The sequence below is a fragment of the Ferruginibacter paludis genome (assembly GCF_030409685.1).
Taxonomy (GTDB): Bacteria; Bacteroidota; Bacteroidia; order Chitinophagales; family Chitinophagaceae; genus Ferruginibacter; species Ferruginibacter paludis.
In genome coordinates this window covers 350,698-363,171 of sequence record NZ_JAUFQJ010000001.1, presented here as the reverse complement: position 1 = coordinate 363,171, position 12,474 = coordinate 350,698, and the positions used below count along the sequence as shown (strand labels likewise).

The window sequence follows — 12,474 nt, the reverse complement described above, 5'->3', positions numbered from 1 at the left end:
ATACAGCAACCAATCTTTAGGTCATTAAACGACGATAAAAATGCATGACTAAAAGACCAGGTTTCCTGAGATTGATCGCGGGCATGGAAGGCCATTGAGTCGTGGCTTACAACTCCAGGATGCAGTGCTATGAGTCATTGCGCTATATAATTATGAAATATTGTACCCGAATGGCTTACGAGCTATTATTCCGTTAGGAAGCAAACAGATAATTACTGTGTTTTTTAAATTAAAACCTAAGTCAGCTATGGCTTTGATGTTTTCAAAAAAATGCCTCCTGAAATATCAGGAGGCATTAAATGATAGCAACTACTGCTTAATCACTTTCATTATTTTTTGCTGATCTCCCTGGGTTATCTGAACCATATATACGCCTGGCCTTAAATCTTCGCCAAACCGGAGCGTGCTATTTTTTACGGTATTTAATTTTGAAATCCGTCTTCCATTCAGATCAAGCAAAACAGCTTCCACTTTTTCGGCAGAGTTTGAGCTTACCTCAATAGTAAAGTAATGGCTGCTTGGATTAGGCAGTATTTTACAATCGAAATGATGGTGATGATCTTCATCTCCGTCATGGCCATTTTTGTCATGCGGCACCAGCACCTTCGTTTTTTCTATAGTTGTATTGCCCGAAGCATCTGTACTGGAGATGGAAATGGTATAGGTTCTTCCATTGCCATTGCCACTTCTTTCAGCCCGTAGTTGCAGGTGATGATTATCCAGCACTATCCAGTCTGGCGCTGTATCTCCGTTACCGGTTCCGCTTACTGGCTCATTGCTGGTCACAGACAGTGAACTGCTAACGCTGCCACAATTATCCCAACTGTTGTAGTTAACTGTTACAGCAGTCATTTGATGGTTGGCGGGCCAAAGTACATCCGGAGTGGGCTTTATCCCTGTAATGTTTGGTGGCGTGATATCTTTTACCGTTACACTAAAACTGCAGGTATCTGTTTTTCCGGTGGGGCCGGTAGCAACAAACCTGTTGATAGTACAACCAACCGGAAAAGCAGCACCGCTGCCCAGTCCTGCAATTTGTGCCAGCGAAGCGTTTCCGCAAGCATCTGTTACCACCGGCAAATCAAACTGCACCGTTGCATCGCAACGGTTAGGGTTGGCGTTAACCACAATATTTGCCGGGCATTGTATTTTGGGAGGAGCGCATTCCGCTGCCAGCGTTAATTCATTTAACGGTATACAATTAAGGGATGCAGTAAGTACGAAATTATTTACTGCATCCCGGTTAGCAGGCGCAAAAGCTTTCCATGCTGTTCCGTTGTGTACGTTAAGTTCCAGCAGATTTTCCGCAATGCCTTTTAGTTCAGCATCCAGGTAATTAATTTGTATTGATCCGCTGAAAGGCTTGCTGGTATTATCGAATTGATACACCCTCGCGATATGCGGATTGGGTAATGCATGTGTTACTATAGCACTTTTATTCAATGTTGTATTACTAATGGTAAAGTCGGCCGACGGAATGAGCACAAGACTATCGGCAGAGAAAACGGTACCGGGTTTAATTGTCATATCAGTGCCGGGAGATACAGTTAGGATTTGTGCGTGCAAAATTTTTGGTAAAAAAACTGCCGTACAAGTCAGTATAGAGAATATTATTTTTTTCATGATTGATAAGTTATTAGTGTGTGAAAGTTTTAGAAGAATTCTATGGCACTATTTCAAATTTAGCATAGTCAATAACATGTGGAATATTGCTACCAATTAATCCTGTACTTGCATCAAAATACATATTCAAAAGTACGCTTGGAATATTAGTGGTATGAGTAGCTATTAAAACGCCGTCCAAATAAAATTCAACTTTTAATTTGGATGCAATGATTGTATAACTATAGAAATTTGAGACTGAAGCTCCAATGGAAAAATTGGTTACTGTAGCGGATCCTCCTGAAACAGTTCTAGCCTGTATGGTAGTTCCATCAATATTAATAAATTCAATGGCATTATTCCGATCTGTGCCACTAGCCAAGCCTCTCGATAGAACTCCATCTGTGGCTGGATCCCGATAAGTCCAAACTACGGCTGTAAAAACAAGTGTACCTTCATTAACCGATTTTTGATTAGTTGAATAAAGTTCCGCAATATTCGGACTAGCAAATTTTGTTCCTCCCGTGGCCAAAGCTATAGTTCCATTTGTGTTTCTTTCAATAGCGCCATTCCCTGCTAAAAATACCTTCCAAAAATTTTTTAAATCTCCTGATGAAAAATCATCCTGGGTAATTAGTACAGGAATACTTTTTTTTCCATTTATATTTTCGGATAATAATTTCCAACTTCCCACCGAATAACAGTACATACCGGCAATACTATCTAGTTGATATATCAAAAGTCCTTCCGCGGGAGAATCAATGGAGTCTCGCTGAACTCGTGTCATTCGAGGTGGAAGAAATCCTTTTTTTGTAGAACTCAGATCCAGCTGTGCAGATGCTGCTGGCGTTGCTGTTCCAATGCCAACTTGTGCGTTTGTTATACCTGCCGCAAACAGGAGAAAACATGCTAATACTATTTCAACAGCTTTCTTTTTGTTTAATCTTTTAGGTGTTAGAAATTCTTGAAGTCGAAAGATTGTAATCGCCTTCATTTCGTTGAAATTTTTCATGATTGATAAAGTTTTGTTGACGAGACAATGATTTAATCCCTTACACAACGAACGGAAAAACCAGCTGTCTTTGTCCAGTCCCATTTATAAATGCTGCCATTTTCGAAGTGGGCTTCCCGGTACCATGCATTGGTAGCATTTACTTCAGAAGATGTCCACCATGTTCCTACGTTTTTAATAGATTTAAATGTTCCATCAGGCTCAATTTTACCTCCTGGTAAAGCCCCAAAGCCACTACTATTGGTGGCATCCGTATTGGGGCTGGTCCAATGCGCAGTACCGGCTTCTTTCAATTTTCCTCCTGCAATTTTTATTTCATAGCCCCCAGCCGGAAACGGCACAGTTGCGCCGCCTAAATTATTTGTTAGGGTGGTCCATTCATCATCGCTTGCCACATGCCAGCCATCCGGAGCCAATCCCCTGGGGTCGTGTACAGCATACCAATTGTATAACTTGCCATAGATAGCCCCATTGAGAGACGAACCCTGGTAATAGCACCATGCGCCAGTAGTCAAAGTATCCCATACAGCTGGATTTTCAACCTCCGGTATAGGATATCCATTCTTATATTCTGATACATTTAAATTGGTTTGCATCCATTCAGCGTTCCCTATTTTAACGCTTTTGGCCCTTACACAACGAACAGAAAATCCATAATTCTTCACTGGATAAAGAGTTGTAAAAGGCAGGCCGTTATTGCCAACATTAACGACTGAATAAGAAAGCCCGAAGCGGATAAAATCCACTCCAAGAGTACTGGCATATATACCGTCAAAACCCACTCCCATATGACCATGATAACCAAAGGTCGCTGCACTCCACCACGTTGCTGTGTTACCAATGCCACTAAAAGAGCCATCTGTATTTCGTTGACCTCCAGGGAGGCCTGTAAAGCCGCTTACGTTGGCAATATCCTTAGCCGCAATATTCCATAAAGTAGTAGCCCGCGTTTTAGCAGCTGCGTCTGTGGCGCTCCCCAAATAGCTTATCAGATCCTGCCAATCACTTCCCTGAAATCCCTCTGGTATGTTCCAGCCCTGGGGAGCTAAGCCCCTGGTATCAGTTACTGCATACCAATTATATAATTTACCATACAACTCACCCATTGCAGGATCATTATTATAATAGCACCAGGCACCGGTTTTTAAATTATTCCATGTTGCGGTATCCGTAACCATTGGTATGGTATCGCCATTCCGATATGTTGTTACATCTAGGTTCCTGGTCGTCCATTCCTGTTCACCTATAACTACACTGGCTGGTATTGGCAAAGCCGGGTAGCTCCCAGCCATGTTCATCCAGGCACCTCCGTTACATACTTGTATTTCACCAAGTACGCCGCAGTCTTTGCACCAAATCATTAATCCGGCTGCAGGATTTGAAATGGCATTTCGCTGCGCCTGTGTCATACGCGGAGGCAGCAATCCTTTGGTGGTAGAACTTACATCTAACTGCGCAGACGTTACAGGCGTTGCTGTTCCAATGCCAACCTGCGCGTCTACTGTTGCAGCCTCAACCAAAAAAGCAGCTAAAAAAAATACAATCGTTTTCATTTTGCCTAAATTTTTCATGATTGTCTGTTTTATATTTTATTTCAATCTTTGTATTTGTATCTACAAAGTACCGTGATGTAATAATTTATTCCCTGATGCAACGGACGGAATAACCATATTGTACGGGATCCGGAAAGAACTCAGAGGTTTGAGGAAATGCCGATCTGTTAATTATACCATACCCGGCATTAATAAGACCAATTATAAAATCCTGAGAAAGTGTATAGGCGTAGTTCCAGAGAACCCATTGGCCTAATGCATATTGTTCATAACTTGTCTGACTCCACCATGTACAGCCTTTACCAATATTGCTGAAGGTTCCATCTTCTTCACGTCTGCCACCTGGCAAGCCGGTAAATCCACTTTCATTTGTTGATCCTGTATACAAACTATTCCATAAGATGGTGGCTCTCATTTTACCGGCCGCTACCGCTTGTCCTCCTAAGCTGCCGGATAAAGTTTCCCAGTCGCTGTTATAAGGTACCCGCCAGCCTGACGGCGCTAATCCTCTTGGGTCAACCACTGCATACCTGTTGTATAATTTTCCAAAAACAACTCCATTTGCCGGATCATTGTTATAGTAACACCACGCACCTGTAGTCAGGCTGGCCCAAATTGCACCATCTGTAACTTCTGGTATGGTATCTCCATTTCTATAAGTTACCACGTCCAGGTTTTTTGTCATCCACTCCTGTGTACCAATTGTTACGGTAGGTGGAAGCGGAGCTGCAGGATAGCCACCCATCATATTGGTCCAAATACCTCCATTGTAAACTTGTATTTCGCCCAATACTCCGCAGTCTTTACACCAGATCATTAAGCCCGGCACCGGGGATGTAATGGCATTTCTTTCTGTTTGAGTCATTCTGGGTGGTAAAAAGCCTTTGGATGTAGAACTTACATCCAGTTGTGCAGAGGCTGCCGGGTTGGCAATTCCAATACCTACCTGAGCTTTTGTTGTTATTGCCAAAAACAAGAGTAAGGTAATTGAGATGATTGAATAGCTGTTAATTTGAAAGAATTGTTTCATAATTGACATCTTTTTGTTGAAATAAATTGAAGCCCTGATCCTATTAAAGTCTTTTTAAAATTTCCTTACTGGCCGAACTGGTTGCTTGCCATAAGAAAATCCCCCGTAAACGTATCCCGGTGGACCATACTTCATCGCCCAAAGCAATACAAGATTGGGTTCATCTGTTCCGCCCCAGATAACGTCAAGACCTAAGCTCCCCGGCGAAAAAATTTTATCAAAATAAAACATGGCCCTTACCTGCTCTGTCGTAGAAAAAAACCAGTCGGTGTAACCTCCTCCTCTGTAATCAGCGCATGCTTGTGCCGCATCTTCCCAGAGTACAGAACTCAGATTTTGCGGGGCGGCTATATATCCATGCTGTCCGTTATCCGAGGTAGAATACACGATTCCGCCACCATACCTATCGCCCATTTGAATCGGAGCTACAAGGTTACCGGCAGTATTTGTCCACCTTGTTCCGTTAAAAATTTGCAGCTCGCCAAAACTGCCACAGTTTTTACACCATACCATTAAACCTGTGTCCGGAGCGGCAATGGCCAACCGTTGCTCATAAGTCATCCGTGGTGGTAAAAATCCTTTTGTGGTAGAACTTACATCGAGTTGTGCAGATGAAGCCGGCGTTGCGGTTCCAATGCCTACCTGCGCATTAGAAACAAATGCTACAAATAGTAGCAATGCTGTTACAATCATTTTAGTTGCTTTCATATTGATAGTTTTTTCTTTGACAGTTATTTTTAAAACAATATTTATTACCTCTCTCCGAAGCATAAAAATGCCTTGTCCTGTGAGGTTTGGTATTACACAATTGATATAGTAGATAATGAGCCCAGCGGGGATTTGAAGAAAAGTCAGTACGAGCTGGGAAATTGAAAATGTGTTACAAAAAAATAAAAAGATTGTGCCAATAGGAATGAGCATCGTCAGTCTTTTTCTTGACTGTTATCACCGGCGCAAAGTGGTTACATTGGGTAACGGTTGTTATCAAAAAAATGGCTGCAGATATTTACGATTAACATGAAAACTAACGGGGCAGATTAAGAAAGAAGCGTTATTTATTTTATGCAGAAAATTAATAGACGTTTTTTTGTGTTGCAGATCTGTCAGCATGCCGGCTTAAATATGACCGCAGCTGCTCAACATAACCATTCATCAAATCAAGGTATTTCGCGGCTTCGTTTAAGGCGTTATTTTTATCCGCTTCAGCCGTAGCACTCCTGGCACGCAGGCTGTTGATTTTTGCACGGATGTTGGCACGGTAACATTTGTAATACACAAAAAGCGCTTTATCCGCAGGCTTGAGTATGGCAGGAAAGAGATTGGTATAATGATAAAAAAATAAATCCGACAAATCTTTCCTGTTAAAAGCATCCAGGTCCATACATAAAAAAGCGATTTCATTCAGTACATCAATTTGTCTTAAATCATCATTGAATTCGATGCAGTCAAAAGGCGCAGGTGCAGGCAATAAAAAAATATTCCGCGAATGCAGGTCACCATGACAATCCCTGAATAAACCTGCTTTTAACCTTGCTTCAAAATTGTTTCTATTTTGCTCAACAAATGTATCAGACAAGTGAATGGCATTATTTATGATTGTACTGCTACCTGCAATATTGTCTTCTAAAAAATCTTTTTCCGCAACGAGGTCATTGAATTTTCCCTGTACATCCAGGGCATCTTTTTGATAAATGATAGCAGCCGTTTTGTGAAAGGCAGCGATTTTTTTTGCAAGATTTATTATATCCTGCGGACTTACCTTATCCGAATACAATAACCTGTCCATTTGGAGTTCATCAGGCAACTTTTTCATCTCAACAGCATAGTCAGCTATATTACCTACTTCACCGCCGATAATAAAATGGCCGTTCAATTCTCTTATTGCTTTAACACCCAGATAAATATCTTCTGTAAGCCTGCTATTGAGTTCAATTTCCCTTTCGCAATAAAATTTTCTTTTTTCAATGGTAGCGAAATCGAGAAAGGAATATTGTATAGGCTTTTTAATTTTATACACCAGCTGGTTGCATAAAATTACCCACGATATATGCGTCTCTTTTAAAGCCGGCCGGCAACCAGCCTCCGGAAATTTCCCCCCGGCAACCAGTACATCAATTTGTTCTTTTGTCATCTTGTAATTGTATATAAGCCGCGGCTTTGTTTAACATTCTCCAAAGGTTATCATTGGTTGATTGCAGCACCAGGTGTTCTTCTTCCAGTGGTTCCCACTCCTTCTTTATTTTTTTATACACATCAAAATCAGCATCACTGTCTGGTCGCTTTTTTTGTACTCTTTCCCGGATAAGATATTCAGTTGCTTTTACTTCAATAAAAACAACACGGCCTTTATTTTTTGCTGCTGCCTTAAACTGTTCCCGTATATTTTTCTTATAGAACGTACCATCTAATACTACATTCTTGCCCTGTGCAATGTAAAGGTTCATTTGTTGCAGCATTGAGTCGTACACCGACAATTTTTCTTTTTCAGCATATGTTTTATCATTAACAACCAATTGTCTTACAGCATCGCTGTTTACATATCCGCAGTTAAGCATTGCGGCCAGTTTAGCTGCAAAAAAACTTTTGCCCGAACCCGGTAAACCACAAACAATAATTATCATTGCACAAATTTTTACCGGCCAACACCGGCAGTTTTTGTTGTTAAGTAGTCTGCTTTATTCATCGCCGTCAACTTCTGCGCATCACCTGAACCTTGCAAAAAAATTCTTTTATTCAATGGATTGCTATGACTGTTATCAAAGTATATATTGATTCCAATCATACTTCACAACCGTTTAAAAGCATTATTGCTGGTATAATTTGTTATAATATTCAGTAACCATTCTTTTGCTGTCAAATTGCGGACTAATATCCTTCATGCCATTTTTAATGAGCGATATCCATTTGCCGGGATTGTTATAGTACATCGGTATTATCCTCTTTTCCAGCATATCATACAGGCTTGCTGCGTCAGCATCGTCCTGCTCATGTACCGGCAGATTTTCATTTGCTGCGGGTATAACAAAACTGTTAACACCATCTTTTGCAAACTCAGGAAACCAGCCATCCGGTATAGACAGGTTTACAGCGCCATTCATAGCAGCTGACATTCCGCTGGTACCGGAAGCTTCGTGTGTTATCCGCGGCACGTTGAGCCAGACATCCGCTCCTTTCTTCAGCATCGCAGATAACTTCAATTCGTAGCCTGCCAGCACCGAACAATTAGCATATGATTTACAAATGTTCACTATTCTGTCAAACATAGCGATCGCTGCATAATCCATCGGGTAAGGCTTTCCGGCCCAAATTATTTGTACCGGCATATTAATATTTGCAGCCAGCTGCTGAAAACGTTCCATATCTATGAACAGCAGGTCGGCACGTTTAAAACCCGTAAATCTCTTTGCAAAAACAATTGTCAAAATATCAACGTCATAAATCTCTCCTGTTTGATCAGCCACTTCTTCAAACAACAATTGCTTACATTCTTTTTTTCTTTTTATAAGTGCATTATCATCATCACCTTTCAGCGCCTCATACATTTTTTTATCCTGCCAGTAAGCACAATTTTGTGCATTGGTTATGGCAGTCAGTTTGCCGGTTTCGGGCACTTCCGGCCACAAGCCAAGTAAAGTTTGCAGGTGCAAATAAGATACTGCATTCGCACGCCCACACAGTTTTAATGCAGTCAATGTATAGTCCATTACATCATCTTCTATCGCTGCTATTTCCCTTACTTCTTCCAGGGATACGTCACAGTAGAATCCATATTTTTCCAACAACGAAATGTGCTTCTTTTCATTGCCGCCCGCTTCGGGCGTATGATTGGTAAATACCAGCTGTTGCTGTACCTGTTGAAGGCTACCCCATTTTTTATATAAATGAAAAGCCAGCGGCAGTCCATGCGATTCATTCAGGTGATACACTTCCGGCAGCCAATTCAATTTTTCCAGCAATCTCGCCCCGCCATCGCCCAACAATATAGAAGCTGCAATTCTTGTTTCTGGATTGGCATCGTATAACTTATGGCAAATGGTTTTAGCGAGATAATCGTTTTCAGGAAGATCCGTACTAAGAAAAAAAACAGGTGCAGTTCCAAAAACTTCATGAGGTAAATACCAGGCTGTTACAAACACATCATGCCCGGAAACCTTAATGGTAAATTTGATATTTGTTTCCTGCAGAAAGCCGTAGATTTTTTCCTGGAACAAAACATCCATGGTTTGATCTTGCTTACGGATCTGATCGTAATAGCCATACTTCCATAAAATACCGATGCCCACTACGTTTTGTTTTAATTCGTAAGCGCTGCGCATGTGACTGCCTGCCAAAAAACCCAGCCCGCCTGCATAGGTTTTTAATGGTTGATGAATAGCAAATTCCATACAGAAATAAGCCACTCTTTTTTTAAAGCCGGGGTCAGGTGTATAGGGATAGCTGAATGAAAAACTCATTTGTACTGATTGATTAATACACTACAATTTGAATATGCTGATTCACTACAGGATTGATTGCCTTGGGAACATTCATATAAAGTATGCCATTCCTGTATTCTGCATTGGCAAATTCCGCATCAATATTTTTTGGCAATGGAATAAGGCGTTTAAAGCATTCGAAATTAAATTCATGCAGCCTGAAATTTTCGTCTTTATCAGGCGGGTAATTCATTACTGCAACAGACAGCGTATTGTCATCAGCAAATACTAAAAAATTACCCTTTTCAACTCCGGGGATAGCCACTTCAATTTTATACAAATCGGCGAGTTCTGTAACATTGGCTGGCGGCGAAATCATTTTGCCTTTGTGAGGCAGGTTGAGCGCCACCTGCAAATCTGTTTCATTCTGTGCAGGCACATAAGTACCAGGATACACTGTGCAGTCTGTATTTCGTATGGCAACGTTTTTCATTTTTTTTATTTTAAAAATGAATAAAAATGCTCAGGCATGAATCATTGCAGCAACATTTTCACCACCCGATTCAGCTGTGATTTTTCCTGTCGAACGCTTTCCTAAAATCATTTCCAGGTCTTCTTTAAAAATTACTTCTTTTTGCAGCAACAACTTCGCAACCTTTTCCAATGACTGCATATGCTGCTTCAAAATTTCCTTTGTTTGCTGGTAGGCATCATTCACCAATTTCCTTACTTCTTCATCAATGATCTTACCGGTTTCTTCGCTATAAGGTTTTTGAAGGCCGGTGTCCCGCTGACCTGTTGAATCGAAGAAACTGGTACTGCCTATCTTTTCGTTAAAACCATAGTAAGCCACCATCATATACGCTGCCTTGGTTACTTTTTCAAGGTCATCCAAACCTCCGGAAGAAACTTCGCCAAATACCACTTCTTCACTTGCCCGTCCGCCCAGGGCGGCGCATAAATTTTCCCTGAAAGCAGATTTTGCGAGCAGTTGTCTTTCTTCCGGAAGATACCATGCTGCGCCCAGCGATTTGCCCCGGGGGATAATAGAGACTTTTGCAATCGGATCCACTGTTTTCATCAGCCAGCTGATCACCGCATGGCCGGCTTCATGGTAGGCAATGATCTTTTTTTCTTCGGGCGAAATAATCTTACTCTTTTTTTCGATGCCCGCGACCACCCGTTCTACTGCATTCATAAAATCTTCCCTGCCGATTTTGTCTTTTTTATTCCTGGCCGCAATCAGTGCCGCTTCATTGCAAATGTTGGCAATATCAGCGCCTGAAAAGCCCGGCGTTTGAGAAGCCAAAAAATGCGAATTCACGGAATTATCAATCACCAGCGGCCGCAGGTGCACATTAAAAATTTCTTCCCGTTCCAGCATGTTGGGCAGCTCCAGGTAAATATGCCTGTCAAATCTTCCCGGCCTTATCAATGCAGGATCCAGTATGTCTGCACGGTTGGTGGCAGCCAATACAATTACACCGCTGTTGGTATCAAAACCATCCATCTCTGTTAACAACTGGTTCAATGTACTCTCTCTTTCATCATTGGCACCACCTAAAAACGCACCCTTGCCTCTTGATCTTCCAATGGCATCTATCTCATCAATAAAAATAATACAGGGTGCTTTTTGCTTCGCCTGCTTAAATAAATCCCGAACCCTGGAGGCGCCCACGCCAACAAACATTTCAACAAATGCCGCCCCTGAAATGGAGAAGAAAGGCACCTGAGCCTCACCGGCAACAGCTTTTGCCAGCAGCGTTTTTCCTGTACCCGGCGGGCCCACTAAAATAACGCCTTTCGGAATTTTTGCTCCCAGCTTTGTGAACGCACCCGGATTTTTTAAAAAGTCAACTACTTCCTTCACTTCCATTTCAGCTTCTTTTAAACCGGCCACGTCTTTAAATGTTACATTGCTTTGCTGATTCTCCAATAAGGTAGCGGTTGACTTTCCAAAATTAAATATGGAGGAAATTCCTGTTCCGCCTTCTGCACCGCTGTACCGCCTGAACATATAATTCCATACACCCAGCAACAGAACAAATGGTAAAATCCATCCGGCGGCGGTCCAAAACCAGTTTGATTTTTTTATATACTGAACATTAATTTTTTCATTTGCTGCAAAATTTTTCTCGGCCTCATCCAGTTTCCTGTCGAAAGTTTCTATCGAACCAATATGAATAACGTAATGCGGGCCGGTGTAAACGCCCTTGCCAAAAGCGGGCTTAAAAACTTCCCTGAACATACTGTCACCGGCAAATGCCTTCCTGATGTATATTTCGGCACGCTCATTATTGATGACATTGATTTTGTCAACAGCCTTCCTGCTGAGTATGTCATTTTCAAATTGCTGCCATGCGATTTCTTTTGTTGTGCTGTAGCTGTTAATCAGTGATGGTAGCAGAAGAAGGGCAAAGAACAGCAGGTACATAAACCATTGTGTACGCCTTTCAGAAGGTGTGTTTTGTGGTTGTTCAATATTGTTGCTATCATTTGTCATCGCCTGCTATTCCATTTCATGTTGAAAGAAGATTGGTAAGTTTATCGCAAAGTGAAGTTGTATTTAAACGTATGATAAATCAAGAAGGCAGATTCATTAAAATCCGCCTCAAATGCAAACTGAAACAGTTTACCCCGCTTGTAATGAAAGATTGTTACAGTTCCGTAAAACCTGCCCTGGTATTGGTTAATTCAGCAGCATCTTTCTGCTTCGGATAAGTAGTATTGGTTACAAATCTTACTGTCATTTCCATGTAACCGGTCAAAAGCAAATTTTACCAGCCTAAAGGTAGTGACAGCAGGGGATGGTTATCAATGACAGAAGTCAACTTTTTAGTTGTTTGTGATCATCACATTTTA

Annotated in this window: 10 protein-coding genes; all 10 read right to left on the bottom strand. The window is 41.5% G+C overall.

The features are described 5' to 3' along the window. Window positions 1–309: 309 nt before the first annotated feature. The 10 genes from QWZ08_RS01575 to ftsH all read right to left on the bottom strand — a co-directional run bounded on the left by QWZ08_RS01575 (window position 310) and on the right by ftsH (window position 12,115). Window positions 310–1,623, bottom strand: a complete 1,314-nt coding sequence (locus tag QWZ08_RS01575; RefSeq protein ID WP_290335422.1) for an HYR domain-containing protein — start codon at window positions 1,621–1,623, stop codon at window positions 310–312. A 40-nt stretch (window positions 1,624–1,663) separates the two neighbouring features. Next, window positions 1,664–2,614: a phage tail-like protein gene (locus QWZ08_RS01570; RefSeq protein ID WP_290335421.1), complete on the bottom strand. Its 951-nt coding sequence runs from the start codon at window positions 2,612–2,614 to the stop codon at window positions 1,664–1,666. Window positions 2,615–2,646: 32 nt separating this feature from the next. After that, complete coding sequence (locus QWZ08_RS01565; protein ID WP_290335420.1) at window positions 2,647–4,185, bottom strand: fibrobacter succinogenes major paralogous domain-containing protein; 1,539 nt, start codon at window positions 4,183–4,185, stop codon at window positions 2,647–2,649. A 67-nt stretch (window positions 4,186–4,252) separates the two neighbouring features. Beyond that, window positions 4,253–5,197: a fibrobacter succinogenes major paralogous domain-containing protein gene (locus QWZ08_RS01560; protein WP_290335419.1), complete on the bottom strand. Its 945-nt coding sequence runs from the start codon at window positions 5,195–5,197 to the stop codon at window positions 4,253–4,255. 54 nt (window positions 5,198–5,251) lie between these two features. Then, window positions 5,252–5,905: a phage tail-like protein gene (locus QWZ08_RS01555; RefSeq protein WP_290335418.1), complete on the bottom strand. Its 654-nt coding sequence runs from the start codon at window positions 5,903–5,905 to the stop codon at window positions 5,252–5,254. A 364-nt stretch (window positions 5,906–6,269) separates the two neighbouring features. Next, window positions 6,270–7,328 (bottom strand): hypothetical protein, encoded by a 1,059-nt coding sequence (locus QWZ08_RS01550; protein ID WP_290335417.1) that lies wholly within the window; start codon window positions 7,326–7,328, stop codon window positions 6,270–6,272. After that, window positions 7,309–7,818, bottom strand: a complete 510-nt coding sequence (locus QWZ08_RS01545; protein ID WP_290335416.1) for a P-loop nucleotide/nucleoside kinase family protein — start codon at window positions 7,816–7,818, stop codon at window positions 7,309–7,311. Before QWZ08_RS01545 ends, QWZ08_RS01550 begins: the two co-directional genes overlap by 20 nt. A 183-nt stretch (window positions 7,819–8,001) precedes the next feature. After that, entirely contained in the window at window positions 8,002–9,651 is a 1,650-nt protein-coding gene (gene glgP, locus QWZ08_RS01540; RefSeq protein WP_290335415.1) for an alpha-glucan family phosphorylase, read from the bottom strand. Between the two features lie 13 nt (window positions 9,652–9,664). Next, entirely contained in the window at window positions 9,665–10,105 is a 441-nt protein-coding gene (locus QWZ08_RS01535) for an Hsp20/alpha crystallin family protein (RefSeq protein ID WP_290335414.1), read from the bottom strand. A gap of 30 nt (window positions 10,106–10,135) precedes the next feature. Next, entirely contained in the window at window positions 10,136–12,115 is a 1,980-nt protein-coding gene (gene ftsH / locus QWZ08_RS01530; protein WP_290335413.1) for an ATP-dependent zinc metalloprotease FtsH, read from the bottom strand. Window positions 12,116–12,474: the final 359 nt, after the last annotated feature.

Excerpts from the sequence above, each read along its gene's own strand:
- QWZ08_RS01575 (WP_290335422.1), bottom strand. The coding sequence starts at position 1,623 with ATGAAAAAAATAATATTCTCTATACTGACTTGTACGGCAGTTTTTTTA.
- QWZ08_RS01570 (WP_290335421.1), bottom strand. The coding sequence starts at position 2,614 with ATGAAAAATTTCAACGAAATGAAGGCGATTACAATCTTTCGACTTCAA.
- QWZ08_RS01565 (WP_290335420.1), bottom strand. The coding sequence starts at position 4,185 with ATGAAAAATTTAGGCAAAATGAAAACGATTGTATTTTTTTTAGCTGCT.
- QWZ08_RS01560 (WP_290335419.1), bottom strand. The coding sequence starts at position 5,197 with ATGAAACAATTCTTTCAAATTAACAGCTATTCAATCATCTCAATTACC.
- QWZ08_RS01555 (WP_290335418.1), bottom strand. The coding sequence starts at position 5,905 with ATGAAAGCAACTAAAATGATTGTAACAGCATTGCTACTATTTGTAGCA.
- QWZ08_RS01550 (WP_290335417.1), bottom strand. The coding sequence starts at position 7,328 with ATGACAAAAGAACAAATTGATGTACTGGTTGCCGGGGGGAAATTTCCG.
- QWZ08_RS01545 (WP_290335416.1), bottom strand. The coding sequence starts at position 7,818 with ATGATAATTATTGTTTGTGGTTTACCGGGTTCGGGCAAAAGTTTTTTT.
- glgP (WP_290335415.1), bottom strand. The coding sequence starts at position 9,651 with ATGAGTTTTTCATTCAGCTATCCCTATACACCTGACCCCGGCTTTAAA.
- QWZ08_RS01535 (WP_290335414.1), bottom strand. The coding sequence starts at position 10,105 with ATGAAAAACGTTGCCATACGAAATACAGACTGCACAGTGTATCCTGGT.
- ftsH (WP_290335413.1), bottom strand. The coding sequence starts at position 12,115 with ATGACAAATGATAGCAACAATATTGAACAACCACAAAACACACCTTCT.